This is a genomic window from Achromobacter deleyi, from assembly GCF_013116765.2.
GTDB classification, from domain to species: Bacteria; Pseudomonadota; Gammaproteobacteria; order Burkholderiales; family Burkholderiaceae_B; genus Achromobacter; species Achromobacter deleyi_A.
Genome location: NZ_CP074375.1, coordinates 4,736,910 through 4,757,329, shown reverse-complemented (window position 1 = coordinate 4,757,329; position 20,420 = coordinate 4,736,910). Strand labels below are relative to the sequence as shown.

Sequence of the window (20,420 nt, the reverse complement as noted above, 5' to 3'; positions counted from 1 at the left end):
GCGCCATGCGCAGCGTCTATCTAGCGGGTTTCGACGTCTTTCTGCCCGATGCCGCGGCGCATGGCGAACGGCTCAAGACCCTGTGTGCGACCTATGGCTTCGAGGGCCTGTTCCCGCTGGACAACGTGGCGCCCCGCGACCTGTCCGGCCAGGCGCTCGCGCAATGGATCTATCGCGAGAACGTGGCGTTGATCCGCCGCGCGGACATGGTGATGGCGAATCTGAATCCGTTTCGCGGCGCCGAGCCCGATTCGGGCACGGCCTTCGAGGTCGGTTATGCGGTGGCCTGCGGCAAGCCCGTCTGGGGCTATACCGGCCAGGCGGGTTCGCTGATCGATCAGGTGGCCGTGGGCGCCGCAGCGGACGACGGCGTGTCGCGCATGGTGGATGCCCAGGGCCACACCGTCGAGGACTTCGGCTTGAACCTGAACCTGATGCTGGCGTGCAGCGCCCGCATCGTAACGGGGGGCGCCGCCGACTGCCTGGCCTGCATGGCCCGCGCACCCGGCGGCTAGGGGCCTGCCCTAGGCGCGCGCCGCCTTGGCTTTCTTCGCGGGGCTTGCCGCCCTTGCCGCCTTGCGCGGCGCCGCGCCGGCCGGCGCGCCCAGATACCCCATCACGGCATCCACCACGGCACGCTCCAGCTGCTGCGTCGAAAAGCCCGCGGGCGGTTCCAGCGCAGCCGCGTGCACCAGCGACTCCATGATGCGCAGCACCACATAGGTCGCCAGGTCGCGGTCCTGTTGCGCGATCTCGGCCCGGTGCAGTTCCAGCAGATGCCGCATACGGCGATGAATGTCCTGGTCGGCAAGGCTGTGCTCGCGTGGCAGGTCGAACAGCGGAAACTCCCTTTCCAGCACCCGGTGCAGCGCGGGCTCCAGCATATGGGCGTGCAGCATGGCCTGGACGATGGCGGCCACGCGCTCTTGCAGGGTGGCCGCGGGGTTGCTGTTCAGGACGCCGTCGATGACGTCCAGCATCTGGTTGTCGTGCCGGTTATGCAGGGCGGCGATCAGCGCGTTCTTGTTGGGGAAGTACTGATAGAGCGAGCCGACGCTGACGCCCGCCGTCTCCGCGATCAGGTTGGTGTTGGTGCCGGCATAGCCATGAGTGGCCAGAACGCGAGCCGTGGCCTGCAGGATGGTGTCCACCGTGTGCTGGGACCTGAGCTGACGCGGCGATTTCCGGGGCTGGGGGATGGCTGTCATGAATGCGGTGAAAGGCGAGTATCAGATATGAGCAATGGCTCATAAAATTTGTGGCAGGCAATCCGATTCATTCCCTGCTTGGGCGGATTATGCCATCGCCGGACTTCGCGCGATGGCGCCGGATTGCAATTCACCCTTTCAAGGAAACACCATGTCGAATTCTTCGGCGGCCGGGGCCATGCCCGCGGCCCACGGACCCGCGCGCTCCACTTTTCTGCAGTTGCTGCCTTTGACGCTGGCGGTATTCGTCGGCTTTTTCATGATCGGCCTGCCCATGCCGGTACTGCCCCTGTACGTGGACGGAACGCTGGCGCTGGGCGCGCTGGCGGTTGGCGTCGTCGCGGGCCTGCAATTCGCCGCCGCGCTGCTGTCGCGCGCCAGCGCGGGGGCGATGGCCGACCGCCGGGGCGCCAAGCGCGCGGTGGTGGGCGGCTTCATGCTCGGCTCCATCGCGGGCTTGTTCTACCTGTTGGCCGATGACCTGTCGGCCCGGCCCCAGGCGGCGCTTGCGGCCCTGCTGGCCGGCCGCGCCGTGATGGGATGCGCCGAAAGCCTGATCGTCACCGGCGTGCTGAGCTGGGGCGTGGGCCGGGTGGGACCGCAGAACGCTGGCCGCGTCATGGCCTGGGTGGGGGTGGCCATCTATGCCGCCTATGCGCTTGGCGCGCCCGCGGGAATGCGGCTGTACGGCGTTTCCGGCTTTGCCGGCATCGCATGGGCCACCGTGCTGATTCCGTTGGCGGCGCTGGCGCTGGTCTTGCCGCAGCGGGGGGTACGCGTGACCGGCGGGACACGCACGCCCTTCTACCGCGTCCTGGGCATGGTGTGGCTGCCCGGGTTGGGGCTGGCCTTGTCCAGCGTGGGATTCGGCGTGATAACCGGGTTCGTGAGCCTGTTTTTTGCCGAACGCGGCTGGGATGGCGCGGCGTGGATGTTCACCGTGTTCGGGGTGGGATTCATCCTGGCCCGGGTGTTTTTCGCGGGCCTGCCGGACAAGCTGGGCGGCGCTCGCGTTGCACTGGTGTGCGTGCTGATCGAAGCGGCCGGCCAGGCGCTGATCTGGGCCGGCGGCACGCCGGCCTGGGCGTTTGCGGGCGCCTTGCTGACCGGCGCCGGTTACTCGCTGGCGTTCCCGGCCTTCGGCGTCGAGGCCGTGCGCCGCGTGCCCGCGGCGAGCCGCGGCGCGGCGATGGGCGCGTACGTGGCGTTCCTGGACGTGGCTTTGGGGCTGGGCAGTCCGGCTGCCGGGTGGCTCGCGGGATTGCACGGCTACGCCGCGGTGTATGTGCTGGGCGGAGCCTGCGCGCTGGCCGCGATGGTCGTCGGCATGGCGCTCAGGGGCAAGGCATAGGGATCGGACGCACAGGGTTGCGCGTACGCAACCCTGTGCGCGGGCATCAGACGGTGGCGGCCATTTCCAGGACTTCGTCGTCCACGGATTCGGCTTGCCCGTCTTTCAGCTTCTGCAGGTGGTCGGCCAGTTCGGCGATGGTCAGCGCCACCAGGCCGTGCTGGGCGGCGTAGCGCTCAAGCGATGCGCCGCGCATCATCGTGCCGTCGGCGTTCATCAGTTCGCACAGCACGCCCGCCGGGCGCAGGCCGGCCAGGACCGCCAGGTCCACCGAGCCTTCCGTGTGGCCGCGGCGGGTCAGCACGCCGCCCGGCTGGGCGCGCAGCGGGAACACATGGCCCGGGCTGACGATGTCGTCGCTTTGCGCCGACGGCGAGATGGCGGCGCGGATGGTCGTGACGCGGTCCACGGCGGACACGCCGGTGCTGACGCCTTCGCGGGCTTCGATCGAAACGGTGAAGGCGGTGGCGTAGCGGCTCTGGTTGCGCTGGACCATGGGGGCGAGGTCCAGGCGGTCCAGGGTTTCGCCGGGCAGGCACAGGCAGACGATGCCGCTGCCGTCGCGGATCAGCTGCGCCATGACCGGCACGGTCAGCTTGTCGGCCGCGACGATCAGGTCCGCTTCGTTTTCGCGGTCGAAGTCGTCCATGAGGATGACGGGCCGGCCCAGGCGCAGATGATGCAGCGCGCGCTGCAAACGGGCGGCGAACGGCTGGACGGCCAGGCTGGGGATGGGGGACTGCGGGGTAAGGGTAACGTTGGACATTGAAACGCTCTCGCAAGTTAAAAGGGGCGAAAAACGTTTCAGGGCTACTCGACAGCCGAACGCAATACGGCTCGCCGGGCGCAAGCGCGCCTCGGGCAGCCGAGTATGTGCCGGCACATCTTCTCTCATCCGGACTATGACCGTCGGCTCTGGCATCTCACCAGATCTGCTGACCCCGGCTTCCGTCAAGGACGCCGGGCGCTCGCGGGCTCGCCACATTGCATGGCATACCGCCGGTGGGGAATTGCACCCCGCCCTGAAGACGTACTGCATGTCGTGTTAACGACCCGTCGATTGTACGCCTGTCCGGTTGGGCGGATTGAATATGCTTATTGCAGATGTGGTTTTCGGAAATCGGGGGGACGGACCCCGCTCCGTCAGGCTTGCGCAGCTTCCGGCGCGTCCGCCTTTTTCTTCTTTTTCGCGGGCAGGGCAAGCATCGTGCCGCGGCAGGGCGGCGTGCCGCAAAGGCAGCGGTAGCCTTCCTTGAGCGCCTTGGTGATGCGGCCGTCCAGGACCAGGCCGTAGTCATAGGACAGCTCGGTGCCGCGCGGGATGTCCTGCAGCGCCACGATGTAGACGCGCTTGCCGTGCTTGCCCTCTTGCGCTTCGCAATTGGGCTGGCAGGAATGGTTGATCCAGCGCGCGTCATTGCCCTGGTCGCCGCCGTCGATCACGCGGCCGGTGCTCAGCGCGAAGAAGAAGGTGTGGAAAGGATCGTCGGGGTTGGTCGGGTGGCGCCGGTCCGCTTCCTTGGCGCTGATGCGTTCGCCGCCGTACTCGACGATGCGCGTGCCCGCGGGAATCTTGCGCGCGGCGAAGACGCCGTTGCCGTGCAGCTTGGAGCGGCGGACGACATGCCAGGGCTTGATCGGGGTGTCTTCGTTGGTCATTGAGCGTGGAGTGTGGCGGTGAGACGAAACAGAATTATATCGGCGCCTCTTTGGCGGGATGACAGGCGTATAGTGAGCGCCGCCTCGTCCCTCACTTGATATTTATCATGATCGTCCGTCCGCGTCCCTCTGCGCTGGCCTTGTTCTTTGTTTTGCGCGGCTCCATCATCCCGCGCATTCTCAGCCGCCTCATCGTCATCACGCTGCTGTCCTGCGTAGTGGTGTGGATGTACCACCGCCAGCTGTTCTCGCCCGCGCACCTGACCGCGGTGCCTTTCTCGCTCTTCGGCCTGGCATTGTCGGTCTTCATGGGCTTTCGCAACAACGTCTGCTACGACCGCTGGTGGGAAGCCCGCAAGCAATGGGGCGACCTGATCGTGCAGGCGCGCAGCCTGGCGCGTGAAAGCGCCGTGCTGCTGGCGGCCAGCACGGCCAACCCCGTGCAGGAACGGCTGGTGCGCCGCTGCATCGGTTTTGGCTATGGGCTGGCGGCGCGGTTGCGCGGCCAGGATATGCTGGAAGCCGTGCGCCCCTGGGTGCAGCAGGACGAACTGGATACGCTGGCCGGCTGCCGCAATGTGCCGGACGCCCTGCTCATGGCGATCAACCGCGATCTGGCTGCCTGCCTGCGGCGCGGCGAACTCAGCGACATCCTGTACCAGGGGCTGACCCAGCGCGTGGCGCAGTGCGCCGCCATCCAGGCCGCCTGTGAACGCATCAAGTTCACGCCCTGTCCATTCGCCTATTCCCTGCTGTTGCATCGCACGGCATGGCTGTTCTGCCTGCTGCTGCCCTTCGGCCTGGTCGGTACGCTGGAATACCTGACCCCCGTGGCGGTCATCATCATCGCCTACACCTTCTTTGGCCTGGATGCGCTGGGCGACGAGCTCGAAGACCCCTTCGGACTTGAAGAGAACGACCTGCCGCTGTCGGCGCTGGCCCGCGTCATCGAGATCGACCTGCTGGAAGGGCTGGGCGTGCGGCCGCTGCCCGAATCCGCCGAGCCGGTGGATTACGTGCTGCGCTAAGGCGCGATCACCCCTCCGGCCCGGTCAGCGGCAGCCGGGTTTCCTTCAGCCGGCGCAGCACGAAGCAGGACTTGCTGTGCCGGATGCCAGGAATCCGATAGAGCTGTTCGCGCAGCAGGCGTTCGTAGTCGCGGGTGTCGCGCACGGCGATGCGTATGTAATAGTCGTAGTCGCCCGACACCAGGAAAGCCTCCAGCACCTCGGGGATCGCCGCCAGCGCCCGGCCGAACTCGTACAGCGTCTCCTCGCTGTGGCTCTCCAGCGTCACGTGCACGATGACGGTGTCCATGAATCCCAGGCTGGCCGGGTCGATGTCCACGGTGTAGCCGCGGATCACCCCGGCGCTCTCCATGCGCTTGATGCGGTTCCAGCACGGCGTGGACGACAGGCCGACCGCCGCCCCGATGTCGTTCAGGCTGGCGCGCGCGTTCTCTTGCAGCACCTTCAGAATGGCCAGATCAAACTTGTCCAGGTTCATTTTCTTTGATTCCTACAAATCAAAGATAAATTTACTGCGTTCTTCGGTTATCCGTGGAAAAGAAGATAAAAATTCTTCAAGACTCCGAATAAGATGGATAGCATGAACGATCGCCTGCACCCCACCGCCGCCGCCGCGCTTGCCGCCACTGATCGCCCCCCTGAAAACGGGGCGAAAATCCTGCTAGACACGCTGATCGCCCACGGCGTCGATACGGTTTTCGGGTATCCGGGGGGCGCCGTGCTGCCCCTGTATGACGCCCTGTACGCCGAACCGCGCTTGCGCCACGTGCTGGTGCGGCACGAACAGGCCGCCGTGCACGCCGCTGAAGGCTACGCCCGCAGCACCGGCCGCACCGGCGTGGTGTTCGTGACTTCCGGTCCCGGCATGGCCAACACGACGTCGGGCCTGCTGGACGCCATGTGTGACTCGATCCCGGTGCTGTGCGTCAGCGGCCAGGTCGCCACGGCGGCCATCGGCACCGACGCCTTCCAGGAATGCGACGCCATCGGCATCTCGCGTTCGGTGACCAAGTGGAACACCCAGATCCGGGCGGTCGACGACGTGGCCGGCGTGGTGTCGCGCGCCTTCGAACTGACCCGCCAGGGCCGCCCCGGCCCCGTGCTGGTGGATTTTCCCAAGGATGTGCAGCTGGCCGCGCCGCGCGACGCGGACGACGATGGCCTCGGCTTGCCCTCGCAACAGAAGCTGGCCGCGCTGCGTGCGCGCCGCCAGTCGGGCAAGCTGGCGCCCAAGCTGCCCCAGTCGGCCGTGCGCCGGGCGGCGGCGCTGATCGCCCAGGCCAAGCGTCCCATCTTCTACGGCGGCGGCGGGCTGGTGAATGCCGGCCCCGAAGCCTGCGCGGCGTTCACGGATCTGGTGCGCCATACCGGCGCGCCCTGCACCCTGACCCTGATGGGCCTGGGCGCCTTCCCCGCATCGGACCCGCAGTTCGTGGGCATGCTGGGCATGCACGGCACGGTCGAGGCCAACCTGGCCATGCACAACTCGGATCTCGTGGTCTGCATCGGCGCGCGTTTCGATGACCGCATCACCGGCAAACTGTCGGAATTCTGCCCGCATGCGCGCAAGATCCACATCGATATCGATCCCGCTTCGATCAACAAGGTGGTGCGCGTGGACGTGGCGCTGGTCGGCGACTGCCTGCCGCTGGTGCGCGCGCTGCGCGCCGAACTGGGCGACGAGCCGCTCGAGGCGGCGCGCCTGGCGCCGTGGTTCAAGCGCATCGAGGCCTGGCGCGCGCAGGATTGCCTGGGCTATGCGCCGGCGGACGACGCGATTCTTCCCCAGCACCTGATGGCGCGCCTGAACGCCGCGCTGGCGCACCGGGACGCCATCGTTTCCACCGATGTGGGCCAGCACCAGATGTGGGCCGCGCAGTACCTGCGCTTTGACAAGCCGAACCGCTGGCTGACTTCGGGCGGCGCCGGCACCATGGGTTACGGCGTGCCCGCGGCCATTGGCGCGCAAGTGGCGCACCCCGACAAGACGGTGGTCTGCGTCAGCGGCGACGCGTCGGTGCTGATGAACATCCAGGAACTCTCCACCGCCATGCAGCACCAGACGCCCGTGAAGGTCGTGCTGTGCAACAACGGCTATATGGGCATGGTGCGCCAATGGCAGGAGCTGATCCACGGCGGCCGCTACAGCCATAGCTATAACGCGTCGCTGCCGGATTTCGTGGCGCTGGCGCGCGCCTTCGGCTGGGGCGCGGCCCGGGTGGACGACCCCGCCCTGCTGGATGCCGCGCTGGCCGAATGCCTGGCGCATGACGGCCCCTACTTCCTGGATGTGGCGGTGACGGCGCAGGAGAACTGCTTCCCGATGATGCCCGCCGGGCATGGCCACCAGAAGATGATGCTGGCCGAAGGCGTCTGGTACCAGGACGAGACGACTTGATCGTTGTATCGGCGCCTGACCCCTGCGCGTAAGGACTGCCGCCACAAGGCGGGGCAGCCCCCTTGGGCGGCGACCAGCACGCGTAGCCTGCGCGGCGTGGAGGCCGCTCAGAATTGAATTGAGAGTCCGCCGTCCACGACCAGTACGTGGCCGTTCACGTAGGATGCCGCGGGCGATGCCAGGAACACGGCGGCGCCCGCGATCTCTTCCGGTTCGCCCCAGCGGCCCGTCGGGTTGCGCGCGGCGATGCGCGGGCCGAAATGCGGGTCCGCGACCATCTCCGCATTGGTTTCCGTGGCGAAGGTGCCCGGCGCGATGGCGTTGCTGGTGATGTGCTGGCCGCCGAATTCCGCGGCCAGCGCGCGCACCATGCCGGTCAGGCCTTGTTTGGCGGCCGGATAGACGGCATCGCCCGCGCGCGCCAGTTCTCCCACCACCGAAGTGATCGCGATCAGGCGTCCGCCGCCCTGGCGCACCATGCGCTCGGCCGCGAACTTGGCCAGCAGCATGCCCGCCACCAGGTCGGTGTCGATCAGCTCGCGGATCTCGGCGGGGCTGGTGTCGCGCAAGGTCTTGCGGTTGCGGGCGCCCACGTTGTTCACCAGGATGTCCAGGCGGCCGTGTTCGCCGTCGATGCGCAGGAAGGCGCGTTCCATCGCCGCGTCGTCGCTGACGTCGAACGGCAGCGGATGCGCGTCCAGGCCGGCTGCGGCCAGTTCGGCGGCCGCCGTGGCGGCGGCCTCGGCATTGCGGCCGTTGATCAGTACGCGCGCGCCGCAGCCCGCCAGCGCCCGCGCGATGCAGAAGCCCAGCCCGCGGGCGGAGCCGGTCACCAGCGCCACCTGTCCCGTCAGGTCGAAGTTGCGCAGATACGGTAGTGTCGTCATCTATCCTGTCTCGTTCATTCCCGGAATTCCGGCGCCCAGTGCAGGAGCCTTCGTTCCAGCCAGGTCACACAATAAACCAGCGCGATGCCGACGATGGACAGCAGCGTCACCGCCGCGAACATGTCGGTGGCGTTCAGGGTCGCCAGCGCGGTGATCATCAGGTAGCCCATGCCGGTGGTGGAGCCCACGAATTCCGCCAGCACCACGCCGATCAGCGCGAAGCTGATGGCGTTGGGCAGCGCGGCGAAGGTCCAGGCGGCGGCGGTGGGAATGCGCACCCGCCACAGGATCTGGCGCGGCGAGCCGCCCAGGGTGCGGCAGAAGTCCACCAGTTCGCGCTCCACGCTGCGTCCGCCCTTGTAGGTATTGAAGAACACCAGGAAGAACACCACGAACCAGGACGTGACCACCTTGGACGCCAGGCCCAGCCCGAAGAACATGGTGATGAGCGGCACGAAGGCGATCCGCGGCATGGAGTTGAACGCCACGATGAAGGGGTTGAACACGTCGGCCAGGAAGCGGCTGCGGCTGAGCGTCATGCCGACGATGAAGCCGCTGCCCACGCCGACCACCAGCCCCACCATGGTGGCCTGCAAGGTCAGCCACAAATGGGGCCACACTGAGCGCGGTCCGGGTTGCAGCCATTCCCACAATCGCACGGCCACGCGCGAGGGCTGGCTGATGAAGAAGGGGTCGAACAGCGTGTTCTGGGTGAACCACGGGATGCGCGTGAGCGTCTCCCAGGAGCCCAGGATGATGGCAAGAATCAGTACCTGCCACAGCGTGATGCGCAGCCGGCGCGCGACGCTGGCGCGGCGGTCCAGCCGCAGCTGGTCCTGCAGGGAATCAGAGGTTTCAGTCGGGATCATGACGCGTGGGGATTCAGGCGGCGGCGCGGAACTGCTGGCCCAGCACGCTCCAGAGGCTTTGCACGTGGGCGACGAACTGCGGCGTTTCGCGCAGCGTGAAGACGTCGCGCGGATGCGGGATACGGATGCGCTCGTCCAGCAGCACGCGGCTGGGCGGGCCGGACAGCACCACCACGCGGTCCGACAGCAGGATGGCTTCGTCCAGATCGTGCGTGACCATCACGATGGTCTGGCCCAGCTTGCGCCAGATCTCCATGAGCTCACGATGCAGGTGCGTCTTGGTGTGGGTGTCCAGCGCGCCGAAGGGTTCGTCCAGCAGCAGGATGCGCGGCTCGACGGCCAGGCTCATCAACAGCGCCACGCGCCGCCGCATGCCGCCGGAGAGCTGGTGCGGAAAGGCGTCGGCGAACGCGCCGAGGTGGCCCAGCTCCAGCAGTTCGGCTACGCGGCGCTCGATCTTGTCGGCGGGCACGCCCTGGAACTTCAGGCCCAGCGCCACGTTCTTCCTGACGCTGAACCAGGGCAGCAGCGTGTCCTTCTGGAAGATGTAGCCCAGCGCCGGCGGCACCTGCCCGTCCACGACGCGGCCATCCACGCGGATGGCGCCCGTGGTGGGGCGCAGGAAGCCGGCGATCATGTTCAGCAGCGTGCTCTTGCCACAACCCGAGGGGCCGACGATGGAGACGAACTCGCCCTGGTTGATCGTCAGGCTGACCTCGCCCACCGCGTGCGTCGTGCCCTGGCGCGACTGGTAGGCCTTGCCCACCTTGTCCAGCGTGATCATCAGAGGCCCCGGGCTTTCCGCACGAAGCTCATGTTCACGCACTTGGCGTAAGGCACGGTCTTGATTTCATCGTTGGAGAACTGGCGGCCGTCGCCCATGATGGCCGTCATGCGGTTGTACGCGTCCTCGGTGATGATGTTGTCTTTCAGAAACACCGTTTCCTTGTAGACGCCGAGCGTCTTCTCGATGGCGGCGCGGGGGAACGCGCTGAGGAAGTCGTCGAAGATGACGTCGGTGATGGCCGCGGCGCTGTTGGCGCTGATGAAATCCTGCGCCTTGACCATCGCGGTCACGAAGGCCTGCACCACTTCGGGCCGCTTCTGGATGGTGTCTTCCAGGGTCAGGGCCGCGATGCCGGGCACGTCGCCGCCCATGAATTCATTCCACGAGCTTTCGGTGGTGGCGTCGAAGATGGGCACGCCCCAGCCTTCCTGGCGGGCCTGCTCCATCATGGACATGGTGGCCATGCTGGCGGACACCGAGCCGGTCTTGAGCGCGCCCAGCATCGTCGCCAGGTCGCCCAGGGGGCGGATGTCCACCTTGTCGGCCACGCCGGCCTTCTGCATCAGGTAGAGCGCCATCAGCCAGGTGCTGGACTGCGGCTGGGTGGCGCCGACGCGCTTTCCGGCCAGGTCCTTCAGGGACTTGATCTTGCCGCTGTCGAAGTCTTCGCGGCGCACGATGACATTGGCGTAGGTCAGTTTGCGGTCAAAGCCGAACACCAGGGTGGCCGGCTTGCCGGCGATGGTCAGGGCCGGCGCCGCGGTGGCCGCGGTGGCGCCGAACACGATCTGGCCGGCGGCCAGCAGCTGGTTGGTGCGCGGGCCGCTCTGCGAATTCAGGTACTCGACTTCCAGTCCGCCTTCACCGAAAAATCCCTTCTTCAGCGCCACGTAGCCGGCGGCGAAAAAAGGGTCGATGCTGCCCTGGCCGTAGACGACCTTGCCCAGCCGGGGCTGCGCGAAGGCAACGCGCCCGTTGAGCAGGCTGACGCCAGCCAATGCGGAGGCGGCGGCCAGTACGCGGCGGCGGGTGGTGAAATCGGGGCTACGGGTCATGTCATCCTCGGATCTGATTTGGTTGCGGCTGTTTGGCGTAAACAATACCCCAGCGCCTGCCGTCCAACAATGGAAAACGCCCGGTTGCCCGGGCGTTCCTTACTGCGGCGCGAGTCCAGCCTACGCCGCGGTCTTCTTCGGCGCGGCTTTCTTCACCGCTTTCTTGACGGCCGTTTTCGTGGCCGTCTTGGTTGCGGTCTTCTTCACGGCGGCCTTCTTGGCCGGCGCCTTCTTCGCGGCGGTCTTGGTCGCGGTCTTGGCTGCCGTCTTGGCCGGCGCGCGGGCGCGGCCCGGCTTTTCAGGGCGCGGCTCGAACTCGAAGCCGATCTTGCCGTCGGGCTGGCGCACCAGGAACGCCTTGAACTTGCGGTTCGTGCGGCTGGAGACGAAGCCTTCGAGCAGGTCGGTGCGGCCGTTGGTCAGCAGCTTTTCCATCTGTTCGCGCGAGATCTCCTGCTGCAGGATGACCTTGCCCGAGCGGAAATCGCAGCTCTTTTCCGGGCCGACGGATTTCTCGCAGACGTAGCTCATGCCGTGTTCGAACACGCGCGACTGGCACTTCGGGCAGGAACCCACCGGCGTGTGGCCGGAGAAGTCCACGGCTTCGTTGTCGTCCTCGTCGTTCTGGCCGAAGTCGAATTCCAGCTTGTATTCGTCGCTGATGCGCAGGATGGCGGCGAACGGCCGGCCCATCTTGCTGATGAAGCCTTGCAGCGGACCGATCTCGCGCTTGGCCAGCAGTTCTTCCACTTCCGGCAGCTCGAACGTGCGGCCGCCCGGGTGCTTGCCGATAGAGAAATCGCAAGCCGTGCAGGCAAAGCGGCGGTAGTTTTCCTTCACCACGGCGCCGCACTTGGGGCACGGCGTCTGCAGCGTGGCGTAGTCGCCCGGCACCGTGTCGCGCTCGTATTCCTTGGCGCGCTTGACGATGACCTGGGTCATCTGCGCGATCTCGCGCATGAAGGCCTCGCGGCCCAGCCCGCCCTGCTCGATCTGCTTGAGCTTGTGCTCCCATTCACCGGTGAGTTCGGGCGAGGTCAGTTCGGTGACGTCCAGGCCCGACAACAGGGTCATGAGCTGGCGCGCCTTGGCGGTGGGCACCAGGTCGCGGCCTTCGCGGCGCAGGTAGACCTCGTTGAGCAGGCCTTCGATGATGGCGGCGCGCGTGGCCGGGGTGCCCAGGCCGCGCTCGGACATGGCTTCGCGGAGTTCTTCGTCGTCCACCAGCTTGCCGGCGCCTTCCATGGCCGACAGCAGCGTGCCTTCGTTGAAGCGCGCCGGGGGCTTGGTCGACAGGCCCACGGCTTCCACGTCCTCGGTGCGCACGGTCTCGCCGTCCGCCACGGGCACCAGGTTGGCGTCTTCGCCCTGGGCTTCCTTGCCGTACACGGCAAGCCAGCCCGGGGTGACCAGCACCTTGCCGTCGGTGCGGAAACGATGCCCCTGCACTTCGGTCAGGCGGGTGGTGACGCGGTATTCGGCGGCGGGGAAGAACACCGCCAGGAAGCGCTTGAGCACCAGGTCGTACAGCTTGGCCTCGGCTTCGCTCAGGTCATGCGGGATCTGCAGCGTGGGAATGATGGCAAAGTGATCCGACACCTTCTTGTTGTCGAAGATGCGGCGGTTCGGCTTGACCCACTGCTGGCTGACGACGGTGTCCGCGTGGCGCGACAGGCCGCCCACGGCGTTGGAGCCGCCCTTGGCCAGCGCGCGCATGGTTTCCTGCACCGTCGCGATGTAGTCCTCGGGCAGGTAGCGCGAATCGGTACGCGGGTAGGTCAGCGCCTTGTGGCGTTCGTACAGGGTCTGCGCCAGCGAGAGCGTGGTCTTGGCGGAAAATCCGAAGCGGCCGTTGGCCTCGCGCTGCAGGGACGTCAGGTCGTACAGCGCCGGCGACATCTGGGTCGACGGCTTGGATTCCTCGGTGACATTGCCCGGCTGGTCGCGGCAGGCGGCCACCACGCTTTGCGCGGCAGCGGCCGACCACAGGCGGGATTCCCGCTTTTCCGGGTCGCGGTCGTCTTTCTTGAATTGCGGGTCGATCCAGCGGCCTTCGTACAGGCCGGCGGCCGCGACGAAGGTGGCGCGCACTTCCCAGTAGTCGCGCGGCACGAAGCGGCGGATACGCTCTTCGCGCTCGGCCACGATGGCCAGCGTGGGGGTTTGCACCCGGCCGACCGGGGTCTTGAAGAAGCCGCCGTCCTTGCTGTTGAAGGCGGTCATGGCGCGCGTGCCGTTGATGCCGACCAGCCAGTCGGCCTCGGCGCGCGAACGGGCGGCCGCTTCCAGCGGCTTTAACTGGGCGTCGTCGCGCAGGTTGGCGAAGGCTTCGCGGATGGCGGCCTGCGTCATGGATTGCAGCCACAGGCGCTGGATCGGCTTCTTCACGCCAGCGTACTGGATGATGTAGCGGAAGATCAGTTCGCCTTCCCGTCCCGCGTCACAGGCATTGATGATGGCGTCCACGTCCTTGCGCTTGGCCAGGCGGACCAGCAGCTTCAGCCGTTCGGCGGACTTCTTGTCGGTGGGGCCCAGTTCGAATTCAGGCGGAATCACGGGCAGGTGCGCGAAGCTCCACTTTCCCTTGACCGGATCGTTGGGCGCGACCAAGCTCAGCAAATGGCCGATGCTCGATGCGAGGACGTAACGTTCGCTTTCAAAATAGTCGCCCTCGCGCGCGAAGCCTCCCAAGGCGCGTGATATATCAAGGGCCACCGAGGGCTTCTCGGCAATAATCAGCGTTTTATTCATGTGTATCCAGTGGCGGTAGTCCCGCCTTAGTAGCGCGGATAATAAGATCGGAGATTCGCCAGATGCAAGTCGGCACTGAAAGGCAAGCGGGATCCGAACTGCACGCTTGGCGTCAATTCCTGGCGCGAAGCACCTTATGGCTAGGCGTTTTGCTGCTCGGCAGCGCCGCGGTTTGCTGGGTCGCCGCCAACTGGCAGGACATGACAAAAGTGCAGCGTTTCGCCGGGGCGCAGGGGCTTCTGGCTGTTTGCGCACTGGCCGCCGCCTGGGCCGGGCTGCGCCTGCGGGACCGTCCCGGCATGCGGCGCAGCATACCTGGCGCGCTTCTGGCATTGGCCGGCATCTTGCTGGGCGCCCTGCTCGCGCTATTGGGCCAAACTTACCAGACTGGCGCCGATACCTGGGAATTGTTCGCCTGGTGGGCGCTGTTGCTCCTGCCCTGGGCGCTGGCCGCGGGCAGCCAGGCCGTCTGGCTGCTATGGGCGCTGGTCCTGAACGTGGCGGCGGCCCTGTGGCTGGGTGAACGGGTGTTCAACTGGCTGATAATCTTCGACGGCCCCGGCGTGCCCAGCCTCTTCATGGCCGCGCTGAACCTGCTCTTGCTGCTGGGCTGGGAACTGGCGGCAAGCCACCGGCGCGCCAGCACGGTCTTCGGCCCCCGCATCCTGGCCGCGATCGCGATCAGCGTGCTGGTGCTGGCCCTGATGTTCGGCGACTTCGTCCTGCGCGGGCTGGGCACCTACAACGGCATCGCCTGGGTGGCCGCCACCTTGGGCCTGGGCTTTTACTATCAGCGGGGCCGGCGCGACCTGGTCATCCTGGCCATGCTGGCCGCTGGCGTCATCTGCGTATCGCTGCGCGTGGTGGGCGAATGGCTGTGGCGCCTGGAGCCGGGCGTCTGGGCCGCCCTGCCTCTGGCCGCGCTGCTGATGGCCGAGGCGGTCCTGGCGGCCCGCTGGCTGCGCCGCCTGGGCGACGATTCCTCGCCCGCCCTGCCCGCCGCGGATGCCGAACCGGCCAGCGCATCGGCCGGCAATGCGGTGGACCCTGCCGATTCCGGCGCGCCGGTGGCGCAGCTTGCGCCCGCCGCGGTGCCGCGGGCAGAGCCGCCCTGGTACGTGCAGTGCCTGCTGGGCCTGAGCGCCTGGCTGGCGACCTTGCTGCTGCTGGTGTTCGTCGCGTTCTCGGGCTTCATCACCTCCGAGGGCGGCGCGCTGGTGGCCGGGCTGGTGCTCTGCGCCGCTGGCGTGGCGGTGCTGCGCAGCGATGCCGGACCCTTCTGGCGCCAGTGCGGCACGGCCATGGCATTCGCCGGGCAGATCCTCATCATCTTCGGCCTGTCCAGTTCCACGTCCTTTGCCAGCGCGAGCTTCTTCGTGCTGCTGATGGCAGCCGTGGTCTACGCGCTGGGACCCGACGTGATCCTGCGCTTCCTGAGCGGCCTCCTGATCGCCATGGCGGGCGCGGCCCTGATCTGGCGGGGCCTGTCGCCCGACCTCATGCAGGACGACCTGATGGAAGCCTGGATGCGCTTCGACGCGACGCGCGCCACTTTCCTGTGGCTGCCCATCGGCGTGATCGGGGCCTGGGCCACCGCCGTCATCATCACCGTCAGCCACCGCGTGGGCGCCAGGCGCGGCCACGCGCTGCAGCCGCTGGCCTGGGCCTTCCTGCTGTCCGTCCAGGGCATGGTGTGGCTGGCAAGCGGGATTTCGGCCACGCAGCTGCCCGCCATCTGGCAGTTGACGCCGCACACCGCCGTTCTGATCGTGGCCGGGGCCCTGCTGCCGGTGGCCGCGGCGCTGGCCGTGCTGTGGCCGCGCCGCCGCTTGCTGACGGGCGGCGTGACCTGGGGCGTGCCGCTGGGCCTCTTGCTGCTGGCCCTGTTCTGGCTGCCCAGCCCGGGAGTGGGGTTTGCCCTGGCGTGGATGCTGCTGGGCTTCGGCCTGAATCAGTCGCGCGTGATGGTCTTTGGCGTGGCCAGCCTGCTGGTCTACCTGGGTGTCTACTACTACCAACTGGAACTGCCGCTGTTGCAGAAGGCGCTCTGGCTGGGAGGAGCCGCGCTGCTGCTCTTCGTGCTGCGGGCCGCGGTATGGCTGGTGCCGCGCCTGATGCGCACGCAGGCGCCGACCAGGTCGCGCGCGCTGCCGCCGGTGTCCGGGGCCCTGCGCTGGCGCACGCTGGCCATTCTTGGCGGCCTGGCGCTGGTGCTGGTGGTGGCCAACGGCGGCATCTGGCAGCGCGAAAAGCTGCTGGCTTCCGGCAAGGTTGTCATTCTGGAATTGGCGCCGGTGGACCCGCGGTCGCTCATGCAGGGCGATTACATGGCCTTGAACTTCGCGGCGGGCCGGGAAGTGACGCGCCTGCGCCTGGGCGGGGGGGGCGGCCAGAAGGAAGAGGAATCCGTCATGGGCTATGAGCCCGATGGCTACGTGATGCTGGAGCCGGACGCGCGTGGTGTCGCGCAGCCGGTGCGTATCCAGTCGGAAGTCCATCCGCACGCGGAAGGCGAGGTGCCGCTGCGCTACCGTGTCCGCGACAACGGCGTGCGCATTGTCACCAATGCATATTTCTTCCCTGAAGGTCAGGCCGAGCGCTACCAGGTCGCCAGGTACGGCGAACTGCGCGTGGGCGAAAACGGCGAGGCCTTGCTGGTCAGGATGCTGGGCCCCGATCTGCAGCCCTTGTAGCTTGCTGGTGGCTGTCTTGCGGTCCGGGCCTTCAGCCCGGAAACCGCGCGGCCCATCGTGCCGTCGCTTCACGCAGGAAGGGCGCGATGCCGGGGGCCGCGAAGGGTGCGAACCCCAATGCCTCCCAGGCGGCCTCCAGCGCCTTCAGGGGGGCGTCGGTGTCGATGGGTGGGGCGCCGTTCTGCTTGGACAGTTTGAGGCCGCTGGAGGCGTCCAGGATCAGCGGCACATGCATATAGCGTAACGGGGGCAGGTCCAGCAGCCGGCCAAGCACCCGCTGGCGCGCCGTGGAGCTCAGCAGGTCCGCGCCCCGCACCACGTCGGTCACGCCCTGCGCGGCGTCGTCCACCACCACGGCCAGCTGGTAGGCCCACAGCCCGTCCGCCCGCCGCAGCGCAAAATCGCCCACTGCTTGCGCCACGTCCTGCTCCTGCGGGCCCAGCCAGCGGTCTTCGAAGTGTTCCAGGCCGTCCGGCACGCGCAGGCGCCAGGCGCGCGCCTGGCGGCCTTCCGGCAGACCGTGGCGGCAGGTGCCGGGATAAGGCCTTTCGCCGTCGGCGCCCGGCATCGTCTGGCCGCGCAGCGCCGAATCGGCGATTTCCCGGCGGGTGCAGCCGCAGCCGTAGATCAGGCCGCGCGCGGCCAGCGTGTCGAAAGCGGCCTGGTAGGCGTCGCCGCGCCGGGATTGCCAGATGATCTCGCCGTCCCAGGCCAGGCCCAGCGCATGCAGCTGGGCCATGATGACTTCCGCCGCGCCGGGGACCGTGCGCGGCGTGTCGACGTCTTCAATGCGCAGCAGCCAGCTTCCGTCATGCGCGCGCGCGTCCAGCCAGCTTGCGAGCGCGGTCGCCAGCGAGCCCGCATGCAGCGGGCCGCTGGGACTGGGGGCGAAGCGGCCAACGTAGATCACGGCGAAACGCCCGCGCGGCCAGGCGCGCGGGGATAAGTGAGGGGATTCAAGGCGCGGGGCGCCGCGATGCGCTCAATGCAGCAGGCGCACGCCTTCTTCGTCCAGCAGCTCTTCCAGCACCAGATTGTCGATCTCGGCTTCCTGGCTCCAGAGAACCATGAGGGCGATGATCTTGATCTTGGCGAGCGGCACGGGCGTTTCCGGCGAAGCCAGGCCCCGGTCGATGACGATTTCACGCAGGGGCGCGGGCAGCACACCAGCCGATTCCAGGAAGGCGATGAAGCCGATGGATTCGGTGCCGAGCTGTTGATACTCGTTGTCGGTGTAGATCCGGGTTCCGGACGTGGGAGCCTGAGCGAGGTCGACGCATCGTTCGGTGGTCTCGGCCAGGCCATACAGCCAACCGAGCGCATCGTCGATGTCTTCGTGCTCGAAACCGGCAGCGGCAAGCCGCTTGGCGAGCACATCGGCAGCAGGACAGGCTTGCGGCGTGTAGTAATTCTCGAACAGATAAACCAGGATATCGAACATATGGCGCAGTTTTGTGCCTGTTTGCACAGTCGGCCCGCAGATCGGCAGACCAGCAAACATGAATTTTACTTTACGCTGATTTATTTTGCCGGGCAACCGGCGAAAAGGCGGAATGTTGTATGCCGTCACCCCAGGGCAACAGAGGCGCATTCTCCGCCTAATTGCTGGCAAAATTCATGATTCTGGAAAAAAAAGGGGCGGCCCATGGGTCCGCCCCTTTTTCTTTTGCAGGGACATGCCGCGGTCAGGCAGCCCTGGGCGCGTTCTCCAGCTTGAGCTCCGCCAGTTGGCGGATGAAGACCGGGATGCAGATCGCAAGCCCGATCAGCCCGCTGGCCAGGCCGGGGATGATCGTCAGCAAGGCGCCGATGGTGCACAGCCAGCGCTCCCAGCTCTTCATGCCGACCAGCATGTAGCGCGAGAACGCCGCCGACAGCAGCACCAGCCCGATCATGCAGCCGAACAAGGTCACGAAGAAGTCGTACCAGGTGAAGCCCTGCACCGAGATCAGCAGCGACGGCGAGAACACGAACACGAAGGGGACGATGAGCTTGGTGATGCCCAGCCTGAACGCGGTGTTCCCGGTCTTGAAGGGATCGCTGCCCGCCATGCCCGCCGCCGCGTATGCCGCCAGCGCCACCGGCGGCGTGATGTCCGCCAGGATGCCGAAATAGAACACGAAGAAGTGCGCGGCGATGGGCTGCACCCCAAGCTGCACCAGCGTGGGCGCGGCGACCGCCACCATGATCAGGTAGTTCGCGGTGGTGGGCACGCCGCAGCCCATGAGGATGCAGACCACGCCCGTCATGATCAGCGCGGCCACCAGCGTCATCGACTGCATGTCGGCCATGGCCTCGGGGATGAGGAAGGCGGCGCCGCTGGCCAGCACCTGCGAAGCGGAGATCACGATGTACGAGATCTTGAAGCCCACGCCGGTCAGCGTCACCACGCCGATCACGATGCCCACCGCGCCGGCCGCCGCGCCCACCGCCAGCGCGTACTTGGCGCCGGTCTCGAAGGCTTCGTACAGGTCGCGCCAGCGCAGCCGCTGGTACGGGTTCAGCAGGCCCACCACGATGCAGCCCGTGATGCCCGCGAACGCCGCCAGGTAAGGAGTGCGGCCGCTGGCCAGAACGCCGATCAGGAGCAGCAGCGGAATCAGCGTGGGCCAGCGCATCTTGAACGACTGCTTGAGCTTGGGCATTTCCTCTTCGGTCAGCCCGCGCAGGCCTTCGCGCTTGGCTTCGAAGTGGACCTGCATGAACATGCCGAAGAAGTACAGGAAGGCCGGGAAGATGCCCGCGATCGCGATCTGCTGGTAAGGAATGCCCAGGAACTCGATCATCAGGAAGGCGGCCGCGCCCATGATGGGCGGCGTGATCTGCCCGCCCGTGCTGCTGGCGGCTTCCACGCCGGCGGCGAAGTGCCGGGGGTAGCCGACGCGGATCATGGCGGGAATGGTCAGCGATCCGACGGTCACGGCGTTGGCCACCGACGAGCCCGACAGCATGCCGAACATCGCCGAGCCGAACACCGACACCTTGGCGGGACCGCCCGCATAGCGGCCGGCCACGGTGGAGGCCACATCCAGGAACAGCTGTCCCAGCCCGATGCGGGTGGCCAGCACGCCGAACAGCACAAAGTGGAACACGTAGGTGGCCACCACGCCCACCGCCACGCCATACACGCCCTGGCTGGTCAGGTACATGTGGTTGACGATCTGGGGCCAGGTGTTGCCCGCATGCTTGAGCAGGCCCGGAAAGTACGGGCCGAACATCGCGTAGACCATGAAGACGATGGCGATGATGGGCAGCGGCCAGCCCATGGCGCGCCGCGTGGCCTCCAGCAGGCCGATCAGGAGGATCGACCCCATGAGCACGTCCTGCGGCAGCGGGTTGCCCACGCGGAACGCCAGGTCTTCGAAGATGTAGGGGATGTACAGCGCCGACAGGGACAGCGCGATGGCGATGATCCAGTCATATAGCGGAATGCCGCCGGGCGCGTACCAGGTGGACTTGGGCTGGCGCTGATAGTGGGACTTGGAAAAGCCGAACACCAGGAAGATCAGGCTCAGCACGAACGCCAGGTGCACGCCGCGGTGCGTGGCTTCGCGCAGCAGGCCGAACCCGGCCGTGTAGTAATGAAAGAGGGACAGCGTGACGAGCAGGCCCGACACGATCCAGGTGGCTGTCTTGTCCAGCGGCCGGAAGCGGATTTCCGAGTCGTACTTTTCCGCGAGCTGCTGGGTTTTCTGGTGATCTATTTCCATCGCCGTGTTCTCAGGGTGAGTCAG

General features: G+C 67.1%; 17 protein-coding genes and 1 riboswitch. Of the genes, 5 read left to right on the top strand and 12 right to left on the bottom strand.

All coding sequences use genetic code 11. The annotated features are described in order from the left end of the window. The first annotated feature begins 5 nt into the window (after window positions 1-5). Window positions 6-515 (top strand): nucleoside 2-deoxyribosyltransferase, encoded by a 510-nt coding sequence (locus tag HLG70_RS21445; RefSeq protein WP_171666120.1) that lies wholly within the window; start codon window positions 6-8, stop codon window positions 513-515. Window positions 516-524: 9 nt separating this feature from the next. Here the strand turns inward: HLG70_RS21445 and HLG70_RS21440 are convergent, their stop codons facing one another. Further along, window positions 525-1,208: a TetR/AcrR family transcriptional regulator gene (locus tag HLG70_RS21440; protein WP_171666122.1), complete on the bottom strand. Its 684-nt coding sequence runs from the start codon at window positions 1,206-1,208 to the stop codon at window positions 525-527. 151 nt (window positions 1,209-1,359) lie between these two features. On the opposite strand from HLG70_RS21440, the gene HLG70_RS21435 reads away from it, so the two are divergent. After that, window positions 1,360-2,559 carry an MFS transporter gene (locus tag HLG70_RS21435; RefSeq protein WP_171666124.1) on the top strand — a complete coding sequence of 400 codons (1,200 nt, stop codon included), beginning with the start codon at window positions 1,360-1,362 and terminating at the stop codon, window positions 2,557-2,559. A gap of 46 nt (window positions 2,560-2,605) precedes the next feature. On the opposite strand, the gene ribB is transcribed toward HLG70_RS21435, so the two are convergent. Together ribB and HLG70_RS21425 are read right to left on the bottom strand one after the other, a co-directional pair. After that, a complete protein-coding gene (gene ribB, locus HLG70_RS21430) occupies window positions 2,606-3,325 on the bottom strand; it encodes a 3,4-dihydroxy-2-butanone-4-phosphate synthase (RefSeq protein WP_171666126.1) in 720 nt (239 codons plus the stop codon). Between the two features lie 113 nt (window positions 3,326-3,438). Then, a riboswitch (FMN riboswitch) is annotated at window positions 3,439-3,593 on the bottom strand. A 109-nt stretch (window positions 3,594-3,702) separates the two neighbouring features. After that, window positions 3,703-4,218, bottom strand: coding sequence for an SET domain-containing protein (locus HLG70_RS21425; protein WP_171666128.1), 516 nt, complete (start codon window positions 4,216-4,218; stop codon window positions 3,703-3,705). Between the two features lie 107 nt (window positions 4,219-4,325). On the opposite strand from HLG70_RS21425, the gene HLG70_RS21420 reads away from it, so the two are divergent. Next, the gene (locus tag HLG70_RS21420; protein WP_171666130.1) at window positions 4,326-5,246 is read left to right on the top strand and encodes a bestrophin family protein; all 921 of its coding nucleotides are present in this window, start codon (window positions 4,326-4,328) and stop codon (window positions 5,244-5,246) included. A 7-nt stretch (window positions 5,247-5,253) separates the two neighbouring features. Here the strand turns inward: HLG70_RS21420 and HLG70_RS21415 are convergent, their stop codons facing one another. Beyond that, complete coding sequence (locus tag HLG70_RS21415; protein WP_171666132.1) at window positions 5,254-5,724, bottom strand: Lrp/AsnC family transcriptional regulator; 471 nt, start codon at window positions 5,722-5,724, stop codon at window positions 5,254-5,256. A 93-nt stretch (window positions 5,725-5,817) separates the two neighbouring features. Between HLG70_RS21415 and ilvB the strand changes: the two genes are divergently transcribed. After that, a complete protein-coding gene (ilvB, locus tag HLG70_RS21410) occupies window positions 5,818-7,644 on the top strand; it encodes a biosynthetic-type acetolactate synthase large subunit (protein WP_171666134.1) in 1,827 nt (608 codons plus the stop codon). Between the two features lie 107 nt (window positions 7,645-7,751). Here the strand turns inward: ilvB and HLG70_RS21405 are convergent, their stop codons facing one another. The 5 genes from HLG70_RS21405 to HLG70_RS21385 all read right to left on the bottom strand — a co-directional run bounded on the left by HLG70_RS21405 (window position 7,752) and on the right by HLG70_RS21385 (window position 13,993). After that, complete coding sequence (locus HLG70_RS21405; protein WP_171666136.1) at window positions 7,752-8,531, bottom strand: SDR family oxidoreductase; 780 nt, start codon at window positions 8,529-8,531, stop codon at window positions 7,752-7,754. A 14-nt stretch (window positions 8,532-8,545) separates the two neighbouring features. Further along, window positions 8,546-9,400: an ABC transporter permease gene (locus tag HLG70_RS21400; RefSeq protein WP_171666138.1), complete on the bottom strand. Its 855-nt coding sequence runs from the start codon at window positions 9,398-9,400 to the stop codon at window positions 8,546-8,548. Window positions 9,401-9,413: 13 nt separating this feature from the next. After that, the gene (locus HLG70_RS21395; RefSeq protein WP_171666140.1) at window positions 9,414-10,184 is read right to left on the bottom strand and encodes an ABC transporter ATP-binding protein; all 771 of its coding nucleotides are present in this window, start codon (window positions 10,182-10,184) and stop codon (window positions 9,414-9,416) included. Beyond that, complete coding sequence (locus HLG70_RS21390) at window positions 10,184-11,242, bottom strand: ABC transporter substrate-binding protein (protein WP_171666141.1); 1,059 nt, start codon at window positions 11,240-11,242, stop codon at window positions 10,184-10,186. The genes HLG70_RS21395 and HLG70_RS21390 overlap by 1 nt, the downstream gene beginning before the upstream one ends. A 120-nt stretch (window positions 11,243-11,362) precedes the next feature. Continuing rightward, window positions 11,363-13,993: a DNA topoisomerase III gene (locus HLG70_RS21385; RefSeq protein WP_171666143.1), complete on the bottom strand. Its 2,631-nt coding sequence runs from the start codon at window positions 13,991-13,993 to the stop codon at window positions 11,363-11,365. Window positions 13,994-14,055: 62 nt separating this feature from the next. On the opposite strand from HLG70_RS21385, the gene HLG70_RS21380 reads away from it, so the two are divergent. After that, window positions 14,056-16,686 carry a GDYXXLXY domain-containing protein gene (locus HLG70_RS21380; RefSeq protein WP_171666146.1) on the top strand — a complete coding sequence of 877 codons (2,631 nt, stop codon included), beginning with the start codon at window positions 14,056-14,058 and terminating at the stop codon, window positions 16,684-16,686. A 31-nt stretch (window positions 16,687-16,717) separates the two neighbouring features. Here the strand turns inward: HLG70_RS21380 and gluQRS are convergent, their stop codons facing one another. The 3 genes from gluQRS to HLG70_RS21365 all read right to left on the bottom strand — a co-directional run bounded on the left by gluQRS (window position 16,718) and on the right by HLG70_RS21365 (window position 20,396). Next, window positions 16,718-17,596, bottom strand: a complete 879-nt coding sequence (gene gluQRS, locus HLG70_RS21375) for a tRNA glutamyl-Q(34) synthetase GluQRS (RefSeq protein WP_171666148.1) — start codon at window positions 17,594-17,596, stop codon at window positions 16,718-16,720. A 72-nt stretch (window positions 17,597-17,668) separates the two neighbouring features. Beyond that, window positions 17,669-18,127, bottom strand: coding sequence for a DUF494 family protein (locus tag HLG70_RS21370; RefSeq protein WP_057286050.1), 459 nt, complete (start codon window positions 18,125-18,127; stop codon window positions 17,669-17,671). Between the two features lie 244 nt (window positions 18,128-18,371). Then, entirely contained in the window at window positions 18,372-20,396 is a 2,025-nt protein-coding gene (locus HLG70_RS21365; protein WP_171666595.1) for a TRAP transporter permease, read from the bottom strand. Between the last annotated feature and the right edge of the window lie 24 nt (window positions 20,397-20,420).

Excerpts from the sequence above, each read along its gene's own strand:
- HLG70_RS21445 (WP_171666120.1), top strand. The coding sequence starts at position 6 with ATGCGCAGCGTCTATCTAGCGGGTTTCGACGTCTTTCTGCCCGATGCC.
- HLG70_RS21440 (WP_171666122.1), bottom strand. The coding sequence starts at position 1,208 with ATGACAGCCATCCCCCAGCCCCGGAAATCGCCGCGTCAGCTCAGGTCC.
- HLG70_RS21435 (WP_171666124.1), top strand. The coding sequence starts at position 1,360 with ATGTCGAATTCTTCGGCGGCCGGGGCCATGCCCGCGGCCCACGGACCC.
- ribB (WP_171666126.1), bottom strand. The coding sequence starts at position 3,325 with ATGTCCAACGTTACCCTTACCCCGCAGTCCCCCATCCCCAGCCTGGCC.
- HLG70_RS21425 (WP_171666128.1), bottom strand. The coding sequence starts at position 4,218 with ATGACCAACGAAGACACCCCGATCAAGCCCTGGCATGTCGTCCGCCGC.
- HLG70_RS21420 (WP_171666130.1), top strand. The coding sequence starts at position 4,326 with ATGATCGTCCGTCCGCGTCCCTCTGCGCTGGCCTTGTTCTTTGTTTTG.
- HLG70_RS21415 (WP_171666132.1), bottom strand. The coding sequence starts at position 5,724 with ATGAACCTGGACAAGTTTGATCTGGCCATTCTGAAGGTGCTGCAAGAG.
- ilvB (WP_171666134.1), top strand. The coding sequence starts at position 5,818 with ATGGATAGCATGAACGATCGCCTGCACCCCACCGCCGCCGCCGCGCTT.
- HLG70_RS21405 (WP_171666136.1), bottom strand. The coding sequence starts at position 8,531 with ATGACGACACTACCGTATCTGCGCAACTTCGACCTGACGGGACAGGTG.
- HLG70_RS21400 (WP_171666138.1), bottom strand. The coding sequence starts at position 9,400 with ATGATCCCGACTGAAACCTCTGATTCCCTGCAGGACCAGCTGCGGCTG.
- HLG70_RS21395 (WP_171666140.1), bottom strand. The coding sequence starts at position 10,184 with ATGATCACGCTGGACAAGGTGGGCAAGGCCTACCAGTCGCGCCAGGGC.
- HLG70_RS21390 (WP_171666141.1), bottom strand. The coding sequence starts at position 11,242 with ATGACCCGTAGCCCCGATTTCACCACCCGCCGCCGCGTACTGGCCGCC.
- HLG70_RS21385 (WP_171666143.1), bottom strand. The coding sequence starts at position 13,993 with ATGAATAAAACGCTGATTATTGCCGAGAAGCCCTCGGTGGCCCTTGAT.
- HLG70_RS21380 (WP_171666146.1), top strand. The coding sequence starts at position 14,056 with ATGCAAGTCGGCACTGAAAGGCAAGCGGGATCCGAACTGCACGCTTGG.
- HLG70_RS21370 (WP_057286050.1), bottom strand. The coding sequence starts at position 18,127 with ATGTTCGATATCCTGGTTTATCTGTTCGAGAATTACTACACGCCGCAA.
- HLG70_RS21365 (WP_171666595.1), bottom strand. The coding sequence starts at position 20,396 with ATGGAAATAGATCACCAGAAAACCCAGCAGCTCGCGGAAAAGTACGAC.